15 protein-coding genes and 1 tRNA gene are annotated in these 19,891 nt (G+C 64.7%); 6 read left to right on the forward strand and 10 right to left on the reverse strand.

All coding sequences use genetic code 11. The annotated features are described in order from the left end of the window. Window position 1: 1 nt before the first annotated feature. Both ROE7235_RS00555 and tsaD read right to left on the reverse strand, forming a co-directional pair. Complete coding sequence (locus ROE7235_RS00555) at window positions 2-952, reverse strand: NAD(P)H-dependent glycerol-3-phosphate dehydrogenase (RefSeq protein WP_121092706.1); 951 nt, start codon at window positions 950-952, stop codon at window positions 2-4. Next, window positions 949-2,055, reverse strand: coding sequence for a tRNA (adenosine(37)-N6)-threonylcarbamoyltransferase complex transferase subunit TsaD (tsaD, locus tag ROE7235_RS20490; protein WP_121092798.1), 1,107 nt, complete (start codon window positions 2,053-2,055; stop codon window positions 949-951). The genes ROE7235_RS00555 and tsaD overlap by 4 nt, the downstream gene beginning before the upstream one ends. Window positions 2,056-2,151: 96 nt before the next feature. On the opposite strand from tsaD, the gene ROE7235_RS00565 reads away from it, so the two are divergent. From ROE7235_RS00565 to ROE7235_RS00575, 3 genes are all read left to right on the forward strand, one after another. Then, window positions 2,152-2,871, forward strand: a complete 720-nt coding sequence (locus ROE7235_RS00565; RefSeq protein ID WP_121092707.1) for a uroporphyrinogen-III synthase — start codon at window positions 2,152-2,154, stop codon at window positions 2,869-2,871. Window positions 2,872-3,121: 250 nt separating this feature from the next. Continuing rightward, the gene (locus ROE7235_RS00570; protein ID WP_147434142.1) at window positions 3,122-4,519 is read left to right on the forward strand and encodes a COG4223 family protein; all 1,398 of its coding nucleotides are present in this window, start codon (window positions 3,122-3,124) and stop codon (window positions 4,517-4,519) included. Between the two features lie 10 nt (window positions 4,520-4,529). Then, window positions 4,530-5,996 (forward strand): heme biosynthesis protein HemY, encoded by a 1,467-nt coding sequence (locus tag ROE7235_RS00575; protein ID WP_121092709.1) that lies wholly within the window; start codon window positions 4,530-4,532, stop codon window positions 5,994-5,996. 268 nt (window positions 5,997-6,264) lie between these two features. Here the strand turns inward: ROE7235_RS00575 and ROE7235_RS00580 are convergent. Both ROE7235_RS00580 and ROE7235_RS00585 read right to left on the reverse strand, forming a co-directional pair. Then, a tRNA-Asn gene (locus ROE7235_RS00580) sits at window positions 6,265-6,339 on the reverse strand. Between the two features lie 57 nt (window positions 6,340-6,396). Then, window positions 6,397-7,221, reverse strand: a complete 825-nt coding sequence (locus tag ROE7235_RS00585; RefSeq protein WP_245963836.1) for an MBL fold metallo-hydrolase — start codon at window positions 7,219-7,221, stop codon at window positions 6,397-6,399. A 136-nt stretch (window positions 7,222-7,357) separates the two neighbouring features. Here ROE7235_RS00585 and ROE7235_RS00590 point away from each other — a divergent pair, with 136 nt between their 5' ends. Beyond that, on the forward strand, window positions 7,358-8,689 hold the full coding sequence (locus ROE7235_RS00590) for an ATP-binding protein (protein ID WP_183073229.1): 1,332 nt from the start codon (window positions 7,358-7,360) through the stop codon (window positions 8,687-8,689). Between the two features lie 86 nt (window positions 8,690-8,775). Here ROE7235_RS00590 and ROE7235_RS00595 read toward each other — a convergent pair whose 3' ends face one another. The 4 genes from ROE7235_RS00595 to ROE7235_RS00610 are packed head-to-tail and all read right to left on the reverse strand — an operon-like array spanning window position 8,776 to window position 15,469. Next, complete coding sequence (locus ROE7235_RS00595) at window positions 8,776-10,833, reverse strand: hypothetical protein (RefSeq protein WP_121092712.1); 2,058 nt, start codon at window positions 10,831-10,833, stop codon at window positions 8,776-8,778. Next, the gene (locus tag ROE7235_RS00600; protein ID WP_121092713.1) at window positions 10,830-13,601 is read right to left on the reverse strand and encodes a DUF4159 domain-containing protein; all 2,772 of its coding nucleotides are present in this window, start codon (window positions 13,599-13,601) and stop codon (window positions 10,830-10,832) included. The genes ROE7235_RS00595 and ROE7235_RS00600 overlap by 4 nt, the downstream gene beginning before the upstream one ends. Further along, a complete protein-coding gene (locus tag ROE7235_RS00605) occupies window positions 13,602-14,465 on the reverse strand; it encodes a DUF58 domain-containing protein (RefSeq protein WP_121092714.1) in 864 nt (287 codons plus the stop codon). It abuts the gene before it with no gap. Further along, window positions 14,462-15,469 (reverse strand): AAA family ATPase, encoded by a 1,008-nt coding sequence (locus ROE7235_RS00610; RefSeq protein WP_121092715.1) that lies wholly within the window; start codon window positions 15,467-15,469, stop codon window positions 14,462-14,464. The genes ROE7235_RS00605 and ROE7235_RS00610 overlap by 4 nt, the downstream gene beginning before the upstream one ends. A gap of 99 nt (window positions 15,470-15,568) precedes the next feature. Here ROE7235_RS00610 and ROE7235_RS00615 point away from each other — a divergent pair, with 99 nt between their 5' ends. Next, window positions 15,569-16,171: a DUF1285 domain-containing protein gene (locus tag ROE7235_RS00615; RefSeq protein ID WP_245963837.1), complete on the forward strand. Its 603-nt coding sequence runs from the start codon at window positions 15,569-15,571 to the stop codon at window positions 16,169-16,171. Between the two features lie 97 nt (window positions 16,172-16,268). Beyond that, complete coding sequence (locus ROE7235_RS00620) at window positions 16,269-17,561, forward strand: thymidine phosphorylase (protein WP_121092716.1); 1,293 nt, start codon at window positions 16,269-16,271, stop codon at window positions 17,559-17,561. On the opposite strand, the gene lnt is transcribed toward ROE7235_RS00620, so the two are convergent. Together lnt and ROE7235_RS00630 are read right to left on the reverse strand one after the other, a co-directional pair. Continuing rightward, window positions 17,551-19,017: an apolipoprotein N-acyltransferase gene (gene lnt / locus ROE7235_RS00625; protein ID WP_121092717.1), complete on the reverse strand. Its 1,467-nt coding sequence runs from the start codon at window positions 19,015-19,017 to the stop codon at window positions 17,551-17,553. The genes ROE7235_RS00620 and lnt overlap by 11 nt on opposite strands. After that, complete coding sequence (locus tag ROE7235_RS00630; protein ID WP_121092718.1) at window positions 19,014-19,877, reverse strand: transporter associated domain-containing protein; 864 nt, start codon at window positions 19,875-19,877, stop codon at window positions 19,014-19,016. The genes lnt and ROE7235_RS00630 overlap by 4 nt, the downstream gene beginning before the upstream one ends. Window positions 19,878-19,891 lie beyond the last annotated feature (14 nt).

Raw genomic sequence — 19,891 nt, forward strand, 5'->3', positions numbered from 1 at the left:
CTTACTCCAGTGTCAGGGGGCGGGCGAGCAGCGCGCCCTTGGCTTCGGTCGGGGTCAGAACGCCGTCGATGACGGCGGCGACCATGCGGGTGATCGGCATGTCTATATCATGCTCTCTGGCCAGGCGGGTCACGGCGCGGGCGGTTGCCGCGCCCTCGACGGTCGTCGCCGCATCAAAGCCGGTTTGCGCGCCCAAGGCCATGCCATACCGAAAGTTGCGCGACTTCTCCGAACCGCAGGTCAGCACCAGATCGCCCAGACCGGACAGGCCTGCAAGGGTTTCCGACTCTGCGCCCAAAGCCAGCGCCAAACGCTGCATTTCGGCATAGCCGCGCGCCATCAGTGCCGCGCGCGCAGATTCGCCAAGCCCCGCGCCAATGACCATGCCCGCCGCGATGGCGATGACGTTTTTCAGCGCCCCGCCCAGCTCTGCGCCGGTCACGTCGGTATTGCGGTACAGGCGCAGGTTCTCGGTCGACAGCCGTGCTTGCAGATCGGTGCCCAAGGCGTCGTCGCGCGCCGCCAGCGTGAGCGCGGTTGGCAGCCCGCGCGCGATATCGGCGGCAAAGCTGGGGCCGGTCAGCAGCGCGCCGCGTGCGCCGGGAAGGGCTTGCTCGATCACACCGACCGGCCCGATCAATAGGTCCAGATCGACGCCCTTGGAGCAGGCAACCAAAATCCGCGGGGCCAGCCAGGCCGCGTGCTCTTGCAAAAATCCGCGCATCTGCTGCATGGGCATCGCCAGCAGCAGCGTGTCGGCGTCAATCTCTGCCAGATCGCCCGTGATGGCCACGGTATCGGGCAGGTCCACGCCGGGCAAGCGCCGCGCGTTCTGGCCGGTACGGGTCATGTCGGCGGCGTGGTCGGCATCGCGCGCCCAGAGCTGTGCATGACCCAGAGCGCAGGCCAGTGCGGTGCCGAACGCGCCCGCGCCCAAGATTGCCACGCTCATGCCTTGGCTCCTTTCTTGCCCGCACCCAGCATCGGGGCGGATGTTGTGTCCAGCGGCCAGCGCGGACGTGCAGCGAGCGTCAGGTCGTCGCGCGCCCCCATGCGCATCCGCTCCAGTCCGGCCCATGCGATCATGGCGGCATTGTCGGTGCACAGCTTCAATGGCGGGGCAAGGAAGCGCGCGCCTGCGGCTTGTCCAACGCGCTCCAGTGCGGCGCGTATGCTTTGGTTGGCCGCCACGCCACCTGCGACGGCCAGCACCGGCGCTTGTGGGGCGCGGTCCATATACAGCTTCAGCGCGCGGCGGGTTTTTTCGGCCAGAACATCGGTCATAGCCGCCTGAAAACTGGCGCAGATATCGGCACGGTCCTGCGCATAAAGCCCGCCTTGTGCGGCGACCAGCCCGTCACGCGCGCGCAGCACGGCGGTTTTCAGACCGGAAAACGACATATCGCAGTCGGGTCTGTCCAACAGCGGGCGGGGCAGGGCGAAGCGTTCGGGATCGCCCATGCGCGCCTCTGCCTCGACCAGCGGGCCGCCCGGCTGGCCCAGTCCAAGCAGTTTGGCGACCTTGTCAAACGCCTCTCCGGGTGCGTCATCAATGGTGCCGCCAAGGCGGGTGAAGTCGTCCACCCCATCGACCAGCAGAAACTGGCAATGCCCGCCAGAAACCAGCAGCATAAGGTACGGAAATGCGATGCCGTCGGTCAGGCGCGGGGTCAGCGCGTGACCGGCCAGATGGTTCACGCCGACCATGGGTTTGCCGGTGGCCGCCGCCAATCCCTTGGCCAGCATCACCCCCGCCATGACACCGCCGATTAGGCCCGGTCCGGCGGTGACCGCGATGGCGTCGATCTGGCTCAGGTCCAGCGCGGCGTGTTTCAGCGCAGCCTCGACCGCCAGATCCAGTTTTTCGGCATGGGCGCGTGCGGCAATCTCTGGGACCACACCGCCGAACCCCGCATGAAGCTCTTGCTGTCCCAGCACGATATTCGAAAGGATATCGACAGAGCTACCATCTGTCCGCAGAACCGCAGCGGCGGTGTCGTCGCAAGAGCTTTCCAGCCCCAGAACGGTCAGCGTGGCAGCGGTGTGGTTTGTCATCATGCTCTCGGTTGCCAAGACGGCTGCGTTCCAGCTACCACTTGGACGCAGACCGCACAATCCCGTGCCCGGCCCTTGCCCCGAAAGCGAGCACCTATGGCTTGCCTCCTTCTGACCCGCCCCCGCGCCAGCGCCGAAAGTTTCGCCGCGGCTGCCGGTTGGGTGGGCGATTTGGTGATTTCGCCGGTGCTGCAGGTTGTCTTTTACAACGTGGACCCGCCCGCGCCAGACGAGGCGGTGATCGTCACCTCGCAACACGGGGTGGACGCGCTGGTCAGGGCGACTGACCATCGCGACTGGCCGGTTTGGTGCGTGGGCCCGCGATGTCTGGAAGCCGCGCGAGATGCGGGATTTTGCAACCTGCACGATGGCGGCGGGACCGCGCAATGCTTGTTCGACATGCTGTGCGATACCCGCCCGGACCGCATGCTGGTACATATGCGCGGAACGCATGTTGTGACCGATCTGACCGGGCGGCTAAACGCCGCAGGACTGCGCGCGCGGGCCGTGCCGTGTTACGACCAGCAGGCCTCGCCATTGACCGCGGCGGCGCAGGCGTGCCTGCAAGCGCCCGGTGCCGTGCTTTTGCCTGTATTTTCACCACGCAGCGCGGCAATTTTCGCGCAGGAGTGGCGGGCGATCACCGCGCCGCAAGCGCAGCTACATGCCGTGGCGATCAGCCCGGCGGCGGCGTCGGGGCTGGAGTCTGTGCCAACCACCAGCGTGCATATTGCCGACACGCCCGACCAGCCCGGAATGCTGGCTGCGCTTGCGCGGGCGCAAGCCGCGCTTGAGCCTGACCAAAACCCGCGATAAGGTATCAAGGAATTGCTGCATGGCGGCGTAACGGGTTGGGGGATAAACGGTGGCGCGCAGAACCACAAGCAAGACAGGAACAAGCAAGCGGGCAACCGCTCCGCGCCGATCCCGCAGCACCAAGCCCGCGTCTGATACGACTGATACTGCGGCGACGCCCACTGACCAGACGACGGACACGGCCGCGGATGCGTCATCCGGTCAAGCAGAAACGGCGACAACCGAGGACGGCACCGACACAAGCTCGCCCTTGGCAGATGGTCCGGCCCAGATGGGCGAGGACACCGCCTCTGCTCCCGATGCGGCAGCCGGTGAGAGCGCGCCCGAAGCTGGTGACACGTCCACCGAGAGCGCGATGGAAAAGCCGGACCCCGCGGCTGATACAGGTACCGTCCCCGAGACGTCAGCCGCGACAGTGTCCGACGAGGTGACGGCAGAGGCGGATGCGCCTGATGCCTCCGAACCTGTGCCTGAAGAATCGACACCCGAAGAGGCGGTCCAATCAGACGAGGTTGCGACACCCACGGCGGAATCCGATACGACAATGACCACATCGGAAACAGCCGGCGCGCCAAGCGACGCGACCGTCGCGACATCAGAGCCGCAGACTCCGCCGATCGCCCCGCCCACACCCGCCCCCGAGCCGCAGAAACGCGGCGGGTTCTTGCCCCTGTTGTTGGGCGGTGTGGTTGCGGGCGGCATCGGCTACGGCGCGCATTTTTACCAGACCAATATGCAAGCCACGGTGCCAGACGAGGCAAGCGCATTGACCGCGATGGAGGCCGAGATCGGCGCCCTGCGCACCGAACTGGCAGACCTGCGCGAAGCAGTGGCGCAGGGGCCAGACCTGTCGGACCTGGAAGCTCAGATCGCGGCGCTTGAGCCCGCGGATATTGGCGGTGTGCAAGCTGCGATAGATGATTTGCGCAGCCGTGTTGCCGCGATTCCAGAGGTTGATGAAGCCGCTTTGCAAGCCCAGATCGAAGCATTGCGCGCCGAGCCGGATGTTGATCTTGGCCCGGTTGAAGACAGCCTTGCCGAGCTGGAGGCGGCCTATGCGCCGATGCCAGAGCAGATGGCCGCGCTGCAAGCCGATATGGACGCGTTGCGCGCGCTGGCGACCGAAGAGGTCGCGCAGGCAGAGGCCGCTGTTGACACAGCGCTTGCCACCGCAGGACTGGACCGGATACGCGCTGCACTTGTCACAGGCGCATCTTTTGATGACGCGGTTGCCCAACTGGCAGAGGCCGGGGCCGATGTGCCTGCCGCCTTGAGCGATGCCGCCAGTGACGGGGTGCAAACCGTCGAACAACTGCAAGACAGCTATGGCGTTGCCGCGCGTGCAGCCATCGGGACCAGTTTGCAAGCCGCGCCTGCCGAATCCGCAACCGAAAAATTGGGCAACTTCTTCCGTGCGCAGGTCGGTGCGCGCTCGCTTGCGCCGCGCGAGGGGGATGATCCCGACGCCGTGACCTCACGCGCCGGTGCCGTCGTGGCAGAGGGCGACTTTGCGTCGGCACTGGACGAATTGTCGGCGCTCCCGGATGAGGGGCGCGCCGCGATGGATGATTGGCTGACTGCTGTGAATACCCGTTTGAATGCAGCCGCCGCGCTTGACGCGCTGCAAGCTGAAATTTCGACAGAGTAAGGAAAACACTATGTTCTGGACGTTGCTGAAACTCCTTGTCTTTGTCGTTGTGGTCATCGGGCTGGCCTATGGCGCCGGTGCGCTTATGGATAGCGGGCAGACGGTCGGTTTGCGCATTCTGGATATGGAATTCACGCTTGGCCCGATTCAGGCGATCATTGCCTTCGTTGTGTTCCTTGTGGCGCTGTGGCTGGTGCTGAAAGCGATTTCGCTGTCACTGACGCTGCTTCGGTTCATGAATGGTGATGAGACGGCAATTCGCCGCTTTTTCGTACGCAATCGCGAGAAGAAAGGGTTGGATGCGCTCCTGGCATCGATGCTGGCGCAATCTTCGGGCGACTCGAAACTGGCCATCGCCAAGGCGGAAAAGGCGCATAAGCTCTTGAATCGTCCCGTGATGACCAATCTCTTGATTGCCCAGGCCGCTGAGGCCAAGGGCAATAACGCCTTGGCTATCACGCATTACAAAGGGCTTCTGGATGACCCGCGCAGTCGCTTTGTCGGGGTTCAGGGCCTGATCCGCGCCGAGCTTGAACTTGGCGAGACCCAAAAAGCCCGCGCACTTGCCGTGAAAGCGCTGGAAATGCAGCCGGCGCATGAGGCCACACAGAACACGCTTCTGAAACTTCAGACCGACTCCGAAGACTGGAGCGGCGCGCGCAAGACGCTGGAAACCAAGAAATCCAGCGGTCATCTGCCGCGCGACGTGTATCGCCGCCGCGACGCCGTACTGGCCTTGCAAGAGTCCGACGCGCTGGCCGCAAAGGACAACCTGCCCCGCGCCCGCGAAGCCGCGATTGAAGCAAACCGCCTGTCGCCCGATCTGGTGCCCGCCGCGGTTGCAGCCGCCCAAGCCTTGGTTGCGCAGGGCAAAGGCAGCTATGCGACGAAAGTCATCAAGACCGCATGGAAGGCCGCGCCGCACCCGGAATTGGCCTCTGCCTTTGCGGCGATCGAAAAGGACGAAACGCCACGTCAGCGGCTGGGCCGGTTCGAGAAACTTCTCAAGATGCACCCGCAAGCCGATGAATGCCGAATGCTGCGGGCAGAACTGCTAATTTCAGCAGAAGATTTCCCGGCCGCCCGCCGTGCCTTGGGCGACCTGTTCGAAACCCGGCCAAGCATGCGTGCCCTGACGATCATGGCCGCAATCGAACGTGGCGAAGGCGCAGATGACGCAGTTGTGCGCGGCTGGCTGGCCCGCGCTTTGACGGCCAAGCGCGGCCCCCAATGGGTGTGTTCGGCGTGTCAGCATGTGCATGCAAGCTGGCAGGCGGTCTGCGACCATTGCGGCGCATTCGACACGCTGGAATGGCGCGACGCTCCCGACAGCGCCGGACCGTCCGCGACCCAGACAGAGCTTTTGCCACTGATCGTGGGTAGCTTGCCAAAACCGGCGGAAGATGCAGACATCATCGATGCCGCAACGCCCCAAGGCGATGCAGAGCCTCGGCATTCGGCAGAGAAACCGGCCTGAAAGGTCTGATCCGCTTTGAAAACCAGTGCTAGGGCTCGTGATAGTCGTGCCCTAGCGCTTAGTATTTCTGGCAATGGCCAAGGCATTAGGTTTCTGTGACCTCTGCCAGAAGGCTGGCAACCAAGGCCGCAACGGCGTCGCGCCAGCGTATCATTCTGCCGATGAGGAAGCGACCGTCCGGAACGGTGACCAATCCAGTGACAGAACTCAAAACACCAAAACCCGCTTTCGCGAGACGTTCAAAATAATATGTATTTCTTGCTGTTTATGGCTCCGGCGGTAGGGATCGAACCTACGACCAATTGATTAACAGTCAACTGCTCTACCGCTGAGCTACGCCGGACCATGCGGGCGCTATAGCAACTGCGTTTCGGGGCGTCCAGTGGCATTTTGAGATTTTTCAATTCGGCATCTTGTAGCTGAAAACGGCGTTCGGGGACAAAGCTGGTTGGGCGTGAACGATGTCTCGTGCGTGTAAATCGGCAAGATGGGCGAAGACGTTTCGCGCCGCGGCTTTGTGGAGGCCCTGCGGAACATTCGTGTAGATGCGGTCCACCAGTGCCGCGATCTGTGCCGGGCCGTTCCGGAGTGCTTTGAGGAGTGCCGTCTCGCGGGCGCGGCGGTGTACGATCAGTTCCGCAACCCTTTCGCGGGGCCGGTCTATGACCGCACCATGTCCGGGATGGTAGGCGCTGGTGTCGATCTGTCCAAGGCGTTCCAGCGCGCGCATATAGGCGCTCATATCCCCATCGGGCGGGGAGACGAGTGAAGGCGCCCATCCCATAACGTGATCGCCCGTAAACAGCCTGTCGCGCCACTGAAAGCACATATGGTTGCTCATATGCCCCGGCGTCCAGATCGCGGTGATGGTTTCTGCGCCGACCTGCAACACCTCGCCATCCTGCAGGCAGCGGTCGGGTGCAAAGGTCAGATCAATTCCTTCGCCGCCGCCGATTGTGTCATTGGCCGCAAGGCTCTTCATCTGCTCGCTGCGGCCTGCTTTGCTGTCGCCGAAGGCGAGCACCGGCGCGCCCGTGGCCTGCGCCAGCCGGGGTGCAAGGGCGGAGTGGTCCTTGTGGCTATGTGTGACCAATATGCAGCCAACCGCACGCGGGCCGATCACGTCCAGCAGCCGCGCCAGGTGCGCAGACTCGTCTGGGCCGGGGTCTATGACAGCCAGCTCTGACATACCCAGAATATAGCTGTTGGTCCCTTCTGCCGTCATCGGAGAAGGATTGTCCGCGCGCAGCAATGTGAGACTAGGGGCAAGTTCTACGCGATTGGTCATGCCGCGAAATTACAGCGGTGTAGCCGTGGTGTATAGCGTGTATATCTGCGGCGTATCAGGTAGATTGGGCCGGATGAAAAAGCTGAAATCCATCTTCCCCCGTAGTTTTTTCGGGCGTGCCGTGCTGATCGTTGTTGTGCCGATACTGGTCATCCAGATCGTGCTGTCGGTCGTGTTCGTGCAGCGCCATTATGAGCGTGTGACACAACAGATGACCGGGTCGGTTCTGGACGTGGTCAATGCGCTTGTGGCGCAGATAGACTCTCAGCCACCCGACACGCGCGCGCTGGACCGATCCGGTCTTGCCGCCGCGCTGGAGTTGGAACTGCAATGGCTGGACGGCCCGCTGCCGCGACTGCAATCACGCGCGCCATGGTATGATCTGGCGGGCAAAGAGGCCTTGTCAGTGCTCCGTTCGCAGGCTCCCAGGTTGCGGGCCGCTGCCTTGCGCACAGAGCCAGACCGGGCGGTTTTATGGCTCGAAACAGGGCATGGCACGTTGCAGGTAGCCATTCCGCGCAATCGTCTGGCGCCTACAAATCCGCATCAGTTGCTGGTGATTGTGTTTGCGGCGTCACTCGTGATGATCTTGGTGGCGCTGCAATACCTGCGCCTGCAAATCCGTCCTATCCGGCGGTTGGGGTCCGCCGCCGAAGCCTATGGCCGGGGCCAGGCGCTGCCCTTGCGCGCATCGGGTGCAAGAGAGATCCGTGCGGCGGGGTTGGCGTTTATCGACATGCGCAACCGGATCGAGCGGCAGAATGCACAACGCAAGCTGATGTTGTCGGGCTTGGGGCATGATATGCGCACGCCGCTGACCCGTATGCGTTTGCAGTTGTCAATGTCGGACCCGTCCGAAGACCGTGACGCGCTCGAAGCCGAGATTGCCGATCTGGAAAGCCTGCTGAACACGTTTCTGGACTATGCCCGCGGCGACAGCCAGGTGCGCGAAGGCGTTTTCGATCCAGTGGCGATCCTGACAGATCTGGCGGGACGCTATCGCGCAGCGGGCAAACCGGTAGAGATGCATGTCGCCGACGGTGTCCCACGCAAGGTGCGTTTGCGTGAGGGGCAACTGGAGCGCGCGCTCGACAATATTCTTGGGAACGCGCTGGAATATGGCGGTCGGGCACGAGTGGCCATGTCGGCCACGCCGGACACCCTGACGCTCACTGTCGAAGATGACGGCCCCGGTATTGACCCTGCTGACCGTGCCCGCGCCTGCGAGCCGTTTGTGCGCCTGGATACGTCGCGCAATCAGGATGTGGGTGCACATGTCGGCTTGGGTCTGGCGATTGCCCAAGATGTCATGCGCGCGCAGGGCGGGCGTCTGGTGTTGGATGACAGCGACAGTCTGGGCGGTCTTCTGGTGCGTCTGACGCTACCGTTGCAAGACCGGCTTTAGGGCGCTTCGCGACCAACAGGCGGACGTATGCGGCGTAGAGAGTGGTCGGACGATTACCTTTTAGTGCCGCACTGCCCTGTGCAATGTCAGCGCCCTTCGCGCAGCCATGCCCCAAGCGCCAGCCCTGCGGCAAGCACAAGCCACGCCCAGCCCGGCAACAGTGCGGCGGTGGTGATGTCGGTCGTCACATAGGCGCCGCGTGGAGTAACCCCCAGCCAGCCGCGCCCCGCCGCGGCACGTCCTTCGCGCACTTGCCGCAACTCTGGCAGCCCCTCGGCGACCGTCGTGACCCCGCCGCGCGTGGGCGCGATCAGCGGGTCCAGCCGTGCGCCCGTTGCGATGGTCGTTTCATATTCACGCGGGGCTTGCGGGCCGATCGCGACCACGCTTTCCAGATCGCCTTCGCGCAGCCGGTAGAGCCCGATTTCAGGCGCGTCCCATTCGGCCTGGTATTGGCCCGGATCGCCTTCGGTCAGGGCCAGTGCGGTTTCTGTGCCGTCAGGAGCGGTTACGATCACATCGCCCACATCGTCGCCAAGACTGCGGCGCGTTATGGTTAGGCGTTGCCCCTCTGCGCTGGCGGTCAGGGCCTCTTCCTCAAGCTCGGGCTCTCTCATCATCCAATGGGCCAGACGGCGCAACAGCTCAAGTTGCGGGCCACCGCCCTCGAATCCGCGATCCCACAGCCATGTCTGATCCGAGGCAATGAGTGCCATGCGCCCCTGTTCCACGCGGTCCAGCATTAGCAGTGGGCGACCGTCGATCCCCTCCATCACGATCTGTCCGTCTTCGGGCACCAAGTCTATCTGCCGAAACCACCGGCCCCACCCCTCGGCGGAGGGCGCAAGTGCTTCCAGTCCGGCGGTCACAGGGTGGCGCCGACCCAGATCTGTGACCTCCGGGCGGAAGCCTTCATCCAGAACCCGTGCCGTGGGGCGCGCCGGGAACACAGCCCCCAGGGGAGAGCGCCAGATGCTGTCGGCCCCCGCCAGTTCCGGCCCGCCGACCACCAGCATCGCGCCACCATCCTGCACATAGCGCGCGATGTTGGCGAAATAGGCAGCGGGCAGTATGCCCCGCCTGCGGTAACGGTCGAATATGATCAGGTCGAATTCGTCGATCTTCTCGATGAACAATTCACGCGTTGGGAAGGCGATCAAAGATAGCTCATTGACCGGCACACCGTCATGCCGGTCCGGCGGGCGCAGAATGGTGAAATGGACCAAATCCACCGCGGGGTCCGACTTTAGCAGGTTGCGCCATGTGCGCTGGCCCGCATTCGGCTCGCCAGAGACCAGCAGCACGCGTAGCCGGTCGCGCACGCCGTTCATTTGCACGATGGCTGCGTTGTTGCGGTCGGTCAGCTCTCCGGGTGCGTCTTCGAGTTCGAACTGCAGAACGTTCATGCCGCCGCGGTCCAGCGTGACGTTGATCTCCATATCCTCGCCCACTGGCACCATCGCACTCTGTCGCGGCCCACCGTCGATGGAATAGAACAAAGGTGCCAGACCACCGGCGCCGGGCGGCACCGCGCCCTCATCTTCGACCCGCAGGGTCAGGGTGACGGGTTCGCCGACAATGGCAAAGGCCGGCGCATTAGAGACGATCAGACGGCGGTCCCAATCCTGCGGCTGTCCGGTTTGCAGCAAGTGTAGCGGGCTGGGCAGGTCCAGCGACAGGTCGGCATCATGCGCCAGGCCGTCCGACAGCACAAAGGTGCCCGCCAACCGGTCGCGGGGCAACTCTGCCAAGGCCCCGGCCAGCGCACCGGCGATCAGGCTACCCTGATCGCGGGCGGCATCCTCTACCGTGACAACGCGGGTTTCCACACCGTGCAGGGCCGAGAGTTCGGCGTTCAGATGCGCGCGGGCGCGCTCTGTCTGGGCTGCCCTGTCGCTCAGCCGGTTCGATGCTGTCTGGTCCGCCACAATCAGCACAATGTCGCTCAAGGTATCGCGCAACTCTGTTTGCAACGCCGGGTTTGCCAGCGCCGCCAGAAGTGCCAGCGCCGCCAAACCCCGTAGCCACCAGCCGCGCAGGCCGCGCCATAGCGCAATAGCAACCATGCAGGCAGCCAAAACGGCGACCACAGCCAAGACGGACCACGGCAGAAGCGGTGCAAATTCTATTTCTGTGCCATTCATTGCCCCAACCTTTCCAACAGCGCGGGGACATGTACCTGATCGGATTTGTAATTGCCGGTCAGCACATGGGTGATCAGGTTCACCCCGAACCGATACGCCATTTCACGCTGCTCCTCTCCTGACAGGCCCATGCCGATGCGCACCAAGGGTTGCCCGGCCTCGTCTACCGCCCATGCGGCTGCCCAGTCATGCCCGCCGACAACAACCGGCGTTACCCCGTCATTGAGGTTGCGAAACGGCATCCCTTCGGCTTGTTCTGCGTCCGCGGGCGCGGCTTCGACCCAGACTTGTGCGCCGCGATACCGGCCCGGAAAATCGTCCAGAAGGTAGAAGGTGCGCGTCAGAACATGGTCGTCGGGGATCGGGTCCAGTGGCGGAATGTCCAGCGGCCGCGCGATTGCCTGCAACCGGCGCGCTTCGGGTGTGGTGCGGGTCAATCCGGCCAGTTCTGCATCGCGGGTGTCAAACAGGATCATCCCGCCGCCACGCAAATACCGGTTAAGCTTGGCATAGGCCGCGTCCGACGGGATGGGCGTTGTTTCCGTGATCGGCCAGTACAGGAAGGGAAAGAAGGTCAACTCGTCACGCTCCAGGTCCACGCCGATGGGCGGGTCCGGCTCTATAGAGGTGCGGGCGAACAGAATGCGGCTCAGCCCGCGTAAACCGGCATGCGCCATGTCGTCGGCGCGGGTGTCGCCGGTCAGGACATGACCCAGCACCAAGGCGCTGGTGGCTTGCAGGGCAAGACGGTCGCCCGCCTCATTCGGGGCCGCATCTTGGGCGCGCGCGTCGATTGGCATGGCCAGGGCCAGAAGGACCGCCGCAACGGCCCCACCGCGCAAGCGCCCCGACAGCCACAGGGCGGCGAGTATGTCGACCAGCAGCAGCGCAAGCCCGGCAAGCAACACAGGCGCGCGCAGGTCGCGCGTGACCGCCACGGTGTCGCGCTCTACCGGCACAGTTGCGGGCCATAGGGCGGGTGCAAGCGTGGTGTCCGGGGCGATCAGGTTCAGCGCCAGCGTCCCTGCCGCGCTGGAATAGACGCCGGGGGGAAGCTCGGGGCCAAAGTCGCGCGCGGCAAGTGCCGTGCCCTCGACCGCCGCACCCGCGCTGGCGTCGCGCACGTCGCCAAACCCGTCCAACGCGCGCTGTGGCTGCCAGATCTGGTCGGCCACGGCATCGGCCTTGAGCGCGCCGCCGCGCGTGGACACGGCCAGCCGTTCCAACATCTGCACGAACAGCCCGGACAGGGGCAGGGTGGACCAGTTTGCATTGGCGGTGGTGTGGACCAGAACGATCTGTCCATCTTCGTCGAATTTGCGCGTGACCAGCGGCGTGCCGTCGGCGAGCGTGGCAATCGTGCGCTCTGCCAAACCGGGGTCAGGCTGGGCCAGAACCTGCGCGGCAATGGTTACATCGGGCGGAATATCCAAGCCCGCAAAAGGCGAATCGGGCGCGAAATCGCGCAGACGGCGCGGCGCGCCCCAGCTCATCGCGCCGCCCACGGTGCGCCCGCCAATGCGCAGGCGGACGGGCAAAAGCGGGTCTTCGGCGTCGCGTGCGACCTCTGACGCGGCCAAGCTGGGCCCGGCAAAACGGAGCAGCATTCCGCCCGCGCGCACGAAATCCAGAATTTGCGCGCTCTCGACCTCGCCTAAACTGGCAACATCCACCAAGATCAACACATCGGGCGCGGTCAGCAGCAGATCGTCAATCGACGGGCTTTCGACCAGTTCCGAAACCGGACCAAGCGCCTGACGCAAGTAGAAGAAGGGCGACAGCAGGTCCGCGCCCTCATCGCCTTCCCGACCCGTCAGCAGGGCCACCTTGCGGCGCTGCAAGGCGTCATCGGTCAGTGCCACCGCGCCCGCGCTGCGCTGTCCCGCGATCTGAAAGCGGGTGATGCGGTTGCGCAGTTCGGGTTGCAGCACCAATTCAGCCTCTGCGGTTTGCGCGCCTGCCTCGAAACCGGCCGTGGCACGGGCAAGCGCGCGTTCCACACCTGCCGGATCGCGGCCTGTGGCGATGATGTCGATCTCGGTCGCGGGTTGTGCGGGCAAGCGCAGGGCTTGCAGGTTCAACACACCTTCGCGCAGCTCTGGCGGGGCCAGCGCTAGAACCGGGCGCGAGGTTTCAAACACCGTCAGCGCGCCACGGCTTTGCAAAGCCGCCGTCAAACCTGCGCGGTAAGGCGTATCCAACCCGTCCGACAGCCAATAGCTGTCCAGCCGTTCGGGCAGGGCATCGGCCCATGCGGCCACGGCATCGGCCCGTGCCGCATAGGGTGCAGGCGCCAACGCGCCCACACGCTCCGCCCAGAACCCGGCATCGCGCAGGGGCAAGGGGCCTTCGGGCAGGTCACTCAGCGCGACCACGGCTACAGGGCGGTCGGCGCGCGTGGCTTCTGCCAGCACTTCGGCCACGCGCTCTGTGCGGCGCGTCCAGTCGCGGGCGCTGGCCCAGCTGGCATCCAGAACCACCAATAATGGGGCATCACCCATCCGGCTTGCCTGCGGGTTCAGCACTGGGCCGGAAAAACCAACGATCAGCGCAGCTATGGCCAAGGCGCGCAGCACCAGCAGCCACCACGGGGTTTTGTCGGTTTCCGTGCGCTCGTCGGTCAGGCCCAGCAGCAGCGCCACGCCGGGAAACCGGCGCACAACAGGGGCGGGCGGCACCGCCCGCAACAGCCACCACAGTAGCGGCAAAGCGACCAGCGCGGCCAACAGCCACGGCGTGACGAACCCTATCGAGCCGAACGCCCCCATTCAGCGCCCCCCGTCCAGCGCCTGCCACAGCGCCATTAGCGCGCGGCTTGGCGGTTGGTCCGTGTGGTGGGTCAATATTTGCCAGCCACTTTGCCGCGCCAGCGCGGCCAAGGCATCCTTGCGCGCGGCCAAGCGGTCGCGGTAGCGCGCTTGCAGATCGTTGGCGCGCAGGGTCTCATGTCGCAGCGTGCCGGTCATAGACTCAAAGATTGACCGGCCCTGATAGGGAAATTCCTCTTCCACGGGGTCCAGAATTTGCACCAACACACCCCGCACGCCCTGGCCGACGGCGCGGGCGACAGTGTGCTCCAACCCCTCTGTCGGGCCAAGGAAATCCGACAGGAACACCGCTTGCGACCGCGCGGGCATCGCGCCTTGGGGGGGCGTGCCGAAATCCGTGCTGTCATCTGCGCCAAGTGCCAGTGTCAGCGGTGCCAGTTGCGCGCGGCCCATGCGTGGCGGCACATCCGGCAGCAGGCCAACCCGTTCGCCGCCCTTCAGCAGCAGCACCGCCAGTGCAAGCCCCAACAGGCGCGCGCGGTCGGATTTGGGCGCACGGTCCCTGGCCCCCGAAAACGCCATGGCCTGCGCGCGGTCTACCCAGAGCGTCACGGCTTGTGCCGCCTGCCATTCGGTTTCGCGCACGAAATGGGCATCCGCGCGGCCAGAGCGGCGCCAGTCAATCCGCCCCGCCCCGTCAGAGGCCGTGGCAGGGCGATATTGCCAGAATTCGTCGCCTTGCCCGGCGCGCCTGCGCCCATGCGCGCCGGGTAGAACCGACGCGGCCAAATGCTCTGCCTGCGCCAGAAGCGCGGGCAGCGGGGCGGCAAGCCCTTCGGCCCTTTGGCGCAGATCGGTCGTCACGCAGCCGCCGCCATATCTGTAGCTTTTGCAGCCACTTGGTCAATGATGTCCGCCAAGTTTGCCCCCTGAGCGCGCGCGGCAAAACCTAGCGCCATGCGGTGCGACAGCACGGGGCGCGCCATCGCCGCCACATCTTCGAGCGAGGGGGCAAGGCGGCCTTGCAACAAGGCCCGCGCGCGCACCGTCAGCATCAGCGCCTGCGCCGCGCGCGGGCCCGGACCCCACGCGACCATGCCTTGCACGGCTTCGTGTGCCTCTGGTTCACCGGGGCGGCAGGCGCGCACCAGATCAAGGATGGCGTCCACCACGCGTTCCCCCACAGGCATACGACGCAGCAGGCCTTGCGCGGCGATCAACGCGTCTGCGCTGAACACTTCATGCGCGGTATCTTCGGCGGCGCCGGTGGTGGCGATCAGGATATCACGCTCGGTATCGCGGTCGGGGTATTCCACGTCAATCTGTACCAGAAACCTGTCAAGCTGGGCTTCGGGCAGCGGGTAAGTGCCTTCCTGTTCCAGCGGGTTTTGGGTGGCGAGAACATGAAACGGCGCAGCCAGTTTGTGATGGGTGCCCGCCACCGTCACCTCGCGTTCCTGCATCGCTTGCAACAAAGCGGCTTGCGTGCGCGGGCTGGCGCGGTTGATTTCATCTGCCATCAGAAGCTGGCAGAAAATCGGCCCTTCCATAAAGCGGAATGCGCGCTTGCCGTCGTCATTCACATCCAGCACTTCCGACCCCAGAATGTCGGCGGGCATCAGGTCTGGGGTAAATTGCACGCGATTGCCGTGCAGCCCCATCACGGTCGACAGCGTATCGACCAGCCGTGTCTTGCCCAGACCCGGCAAGCCGATGAGCAGCCCGTGTCCGCCGCACAGCATGGCGGTCAGCGTCAGGTCGACCACGGTTTCCTGCCCGATGAAGCGGCGGTTGATGCTGGCGCGTGCCTCGGCCAGTTTTTCACCCAGTGCCTCTATCTGCTGCGGCAGGTCGGTGGCGTCGCTCATGGCGGTTCTCCTTGTTCGCTGTGGCGAAGCTGCCCGAAACGGGGTGAAATCGCGTGCTGTCGTGTTACGTTACCCTCAGACATATCGCAAAGGCAGCCAATGGCAAAAACACCGATGCAACAAAATAACGTGACCCCGTCGGCCAATGCGCTGGCAGATGCGGCGGCGGCTGCCAGCAAAGGGCGCGGCCTGCCGCCGGTGCATTTGTGGAACCCGCCGTTTTGCGGTGATCTGGATATGCGGATCGCCCGTGACGGGACATGGTTCTACGAAGGCACGCCCATCGGGCGGCCCGCTTTGGCGCGGCTGTTTTCAACCATCCTGAAGCGCGAGGGCGACAGGTATTTCCTTGTCACGCCCGTGGAAAAGGTTGGCATAACGGTCGATGACGCGCCCTTTGTGGCGGTAGATTTTCGCGCCGATGGGGATGGCGAGGATCAAAACCTGATCTTCGTGACCAATATGGGCGACGAGGCTTTGGCCGGATCCGACAACCCGCTGCGCGTGGAGCGTGACGCCGACACCGGTGAACCCGCGCCATATGTGCATATCCGCGCGGGGTTGGAGGCGCTGATCGACCGCAAAAGCTTTTACCGCTTGGTAGAGCTTGGCGCCCATGCCGACCATGACGGTGCGTCATGGTTCGGGCTGTGGTCCGGCGGGCAGTTCTTTCCAGTGATCCGGTCCGAAGAGTTGGTGTAGATTACCCCGCAGCGCGCGGACAAGGCCTGGCCAATGCGCTCGTGCCTTGTATCTTTTCGGATAGGGCGCAACATTCGGGCATAGCGGAAGGATACCTATGCTCTACCAAGACCTGATCGCCGCAAAGCGCGACGGAGATGTGTTGTCGCCCGACCAGATTGCCGCCCTTGTGCGCGGTCTGAGCGATGGGTCGCTGTCCGATGCGCAAGCGGGCGCTCTGGCGATGGCGATTGTTCTGCGCGGCATGGACGCCACGGAAACTACCGCTCTGACACTGGCAATGCGCGATTCGGGGCAACGGCTGGCATGGGACCATGGCCTCGTTATCGACAAGCACTCGACGGGTGGGGTGGGTGACACCGTCTCGTTGGTACTGGCGCCCGCATTGGCCGCTTGCGGCGCAGTTGTGCCGATGATTTCGGGCCGGGGGCTGGGCCACACGGGCGGCACGCTGGACAAGCTCGAAGCGATACCGGGCTACACCACGGCACTTGATACGGACCGCCTGCGTGCTGTGGTGGCGGATGCGGGCTGCGCGATTGTCGGGGCAACCGGCGATCTGGCACCTGCAGACCGGCGGTTCTATGCGGTGCGCGATGTGACCGCGACCGTGGCCTCGCGCCCGCTGATCGTGGCCTCGATCCTGTCAAAGAAGCTGGCGGCGGGGGTGCAGGGTTTGGTGTTGGATGTAAAATCCGGCTCTGGCGCATTCATGTCCAACCCTCAAGATGCCCGCGATCTGGCCCGCGCGCTGGTCGAGGTGTCGAACGCCGCCGGGTGCTGTGCCCACGCCGTGCTGAGCGACATGAGCCAGCCGCTGGCGCCGGCCGCTGGCAATATGGTGGAGCTGTCGGTCGCGTTGGACCTGCTGCGCGGCAACCCGCAAGCTGCGCCGCGCCTACAAGAGATGGTGCTCGTTCTTGGGGCAGAGGCGCTTGCGCTTGCGGGAATAGACAACGGGCGGGCGCGTTTGACGCAGGCACTGGCCTCTGGCGCGGCGGCGGACCGGTTCGCGCGGATGGTCACGGCATTGGGCGGGCCTGCGGACCTACTGGAGCGTGCGGCGACCCATCTGTCCCCGGCGCCGGTCATCCGCGCAATTCCCGCGCCCCGTGCAGGGGCAATCACCGGCTTCGACACCCGCGCGATAGGGCAGGCGGTGATCGGGCTGGGCGGCGGGCGGCAGGCGGCAAGCGACAGAATCGACCCGCGTGTCGGGTTCTCTGGCATTGTCCCCATTGGCACCGATATCGCAGCGGGCGATCCGCTTGCGCATGTTCATGCCGCCACCGGCGACGCGGCAGAGGCCGCGACGCGAGCGTTTCAAACGGCCTGCCGGATCGGTCCGAACGCCGTTGTGCCAGAGCTTGTGACAGAGGTTATCCGCTGAGCCGCTTGCGTGCGACTGCTCCAATCCCCAGCAGGCAGATCGCGCCCCAGACCGGCCAGTCCCCCCAGCGCGCATAGGGCGTGGGTGACAACGCGGGTGGCACCGGAATGTCGATGAACCCGTCCACCCCGAGTGCAAGCTGACCAAGGCTGCGCCCGTACCCGTCGAACCCCGCGCTGACGCCGGTATTGGCGCTGCGCAACAGCGGCAAGCCCTGTTCGACTGCGCGCAGGCGCGCTTGGGCCAGATGCTGATAGGGGCCAGACACGGTGCCGAACCAAGCGTCATTCGTGACCTGCAACAGCCAGTCTGGACGCGGGGTGACGCGGGTGTGACGGGGAAAAATCGCCTCATAGCATATCAACGGCAGGGCGCGGCCCAGCGGCCCAAGTTCCAGCGTGCGTGGTCCCGGCCCTGCGCTGTAGCCTTGCAGCGCTTGCGCTGCCAGCCCGCCGACAGGGCTGCCCGCGATCCAGTCGGCGAACGGGACATATTCGCCAAAGGGCACCAGATGATGCTTGTCATATATCTGGCCAACTGTGGCAGACGTGTCCAGCAGCGCAAGACTGTTGTAATAGCGCCCGTCGTCCAGCCGCTGCACACCGAACCCGATCTGTGTGTCCGCACCGTGGGTGCGTGCGGCATTGGCCATCATGCCAAATGCGGCACCGGGAAAATCCAGCAGGAACGGGACCGAAGTTTCCGGCCAGAGCACCAACGCAGGGGGCACCGGGGCGGCGGCAGAGGTTTGCGCGAGCATCCGTTCGAAGAAAAGCAGCGCGCGGCCTTGGTCCCATTTCTCGGCCTGCGGTGCATTGGGTTGCACAAGTCGGACACTGGCGTTGGTGTTGGCCAATTCCGCTGGGACGCGCAAAGCCCCCCAGCCCCAGGCACCTGCAATAGCGACTGCTGCCGCCGCGCCGCCTGCCATGCGTCCGCGCCATGTGCGGGGTATTGCGGCCAAAAGCGCCGCGACAAGCACCACGCTGGACAGCAGCCCCGCGCCGCCAAGGCTGGAAAGCTGCACCAACGGTGTCTCGATCAGCACATGGCCCAGCATCGCCCATGGAAAGCCGGTCAAAACAAAGCCGCGCAACAATTCCAACGCCAGAAACAGGGTGGCGACCGCGAGATGACCAAAGCCTGCGGCCAAACCCGCGCCACCCCAGAACAGCGCCATGCCGCCCGCCATCAAAACCAGTGCGAATGGGGCCATCCAGCCATGCGCGGCGGGGTCAATGAAGAAGGGCTGCACGATCCATACCAGTGCCAGCCCGAAATACCCAAGCCCTGCCAGCCACAGCCATACGGCGGCGGCGCGCGGGGCTGCGGGCATAAGGGCGAAAACCATCGCCCCCGCCAAGATGGTGGCCCACCACCAACCCAAGGGCGCGTGTCCCAGTGCCATGACCGCACCCAAGACGGGCGCGGCCAATAGCCGGGGTTTGGGCATCATTGCGCGGCGCTTTGAAACGACGCAGGAAGGTGCACCCGCAAACGACGGATACGGCGGGGGTCGGCCTCGATCACCTCGAATTCCAGCCCCGACGGGTGTTCGATTATTTCGCCGCGCACCGGCACGTGGCCGGTCAGAACAAAGACAAGCCCGCCGAGCGTGTCAATCTCTTCGTCCAGATCGTCATAGGCAAGCGGGAGGCCCAGTTCTTCTTCCAGATCTTCAAGAGTAGCGCGCGCATCGGCCATGTAGGTGGTGTCGTCGATGCGCTGGATCGTGACCTCGTCATCGGTGTCGTGTTCGTCCTCGATCTCGCCCACGACCTGTTCCAGAAGGTCTTCGATCGTGACCAGCCCGTCCACGCCACCGTATTCATCAATCACCAAGGCCATATGCGTGCGTTCCGCCTGCATCTTGCGCAGCAAGACCGAAAGCGGCATCGACGGTGGCACATACAGGATCGGGCGCAACAGCGGCGCAAGCTCCAGCTCGTGGTGGCCGTTGAACCCATATTGCAGCGCAAGGTCTTTCAGCAGCAAAAGCCCCAAGGGCTTGTCGAGCGTGTCCTCATAGACCGGAATGCGCGAATAGCCGGAGTCGCGGAATTCCTGAACAATGTCGGCCAAGCTGGTTTCATGGCCGAGCGCCACGATTTCCGCCTTTGGGATGGCCACATCTTCCACCCGCAGGCGTTGCAGGTTTGCAAGCCCGGGCAAGGTGCGGCCCAGCCGTTCGCCTTGGCCCTCGGCCTCGTCAGGGGAGAGTGCGTCGAACAGGCGGCTGAATAGCCCGCGTGGTTCGGCATCGGTTTCGTCTTGCGCGCCATGCGCCGCGCTAGATCCGTCTGTCGTGTCGCCCATTTGTCCTTTCCGGC

Source organism: Roseinatronobacter ekhonensis (genome assembly GCF_900499075.1).
Taxonomy (GTDB): Bacteria; Pseudomonadota; Alphaproteobacteria; order Rhodobacterales; family Rhodobacteraceae; genus Roseinatronobacter; species Roseinatronobacter ekhonensis.

Bases quoted from the DNA above. Each gene is read 5' to 3' on its own strand.
- ROE7235_RS00620 (WP_121092716.1), top strand. From the start codon at position 16,269: ATGCTCTACCAAGACCTGATCGCCGCAAAGCGCGACGGAGATGTGTTG.
- ROE7235_RS00610 (WP_121092715.1), bottom strand. From the start codon at position 15,469: ATGAGCGACGCCACCGACCTGCCGCAGCAGATAGAGGCACTGGGTGAA.
- ROE7235_RS00590 (WP_183073229.1), top strand. From the start codon at position 7,358: ATGAAAAAGCTGAAATCCATCTTCCCCCGTAGTTTTTTCGGGCGTGCC.
- ROE7235_RS00600 (WP_121092713.1), bottom strand. From the start codon at position 13,601: ATGGGGGCGTTCGGCTCGATAGGGTTCGTCACGCCGTGGCTGTTGGCC.
- ROE7235_RS00565 (WP_121092707.1), top strand. From the start codon at position 2,152: ATGGCTTGCCTCCTTCTGACCCGCCCCCGCGCCAGCGCCGAAAGTTTC.
- ROE7235_RS00630 (WP_121092718.1), bottom strand. From the start codon at position 19,877: ATGGGCGACACGACAGACGGATCTAGCGCGGCGCATGGCGCGCAAGAC.
- ROE7235_RS00575 (WP_121092709.1), top strand. From the start codon at position 4,530: ATGTTCTGGACGTTGCTGAAACTCCTTGTCTTTGTCGTTGTGGTCATC.
- ROE7235_RS00615 (WP_245963837.1), top strand. From the start codon at position 15,569: ATGGCAAAAACACCGATGCAACAAAATAACGTGACCCCGTCGGCCAAT.
- tsaD (WP_121092798.1), bottom strand. From the start codon at position 2,055: ATGACAAACCACACCGCTGCCACGCTGACCGTTCTGGGGCTGGAAAGC.
- ROE7235_RS00555 (WP_121092706.1), bottom strand. From the start codon at position 952: ATGAGCGTGGCAATCTTGGGCGCGGGCGCGTTCGGCACCGCACTGGCC.
- ROE7235_RS00585 (WP_245963836.1), bottom strand. From the start codon at position 7,221: ATGACGGCAGAAGGGACCAACAGCTATATTCTGGGTATGTCAGAGCTG.
- lnt (WP_121092717.1), bottom strand. From the start codon at position 19,017: ATGATGCCCAAACCCCGGCTATTGGCCGCGCCCGTCTTGGGTGCGGTC.
- ROE7235_RS00595 (WP_121092712.1), bottom strand. From the start codon at position 10,833: ATGAATGGCACAGAAATAGAATTTGCACCGCTTCTGCCGTGGTCCGTC.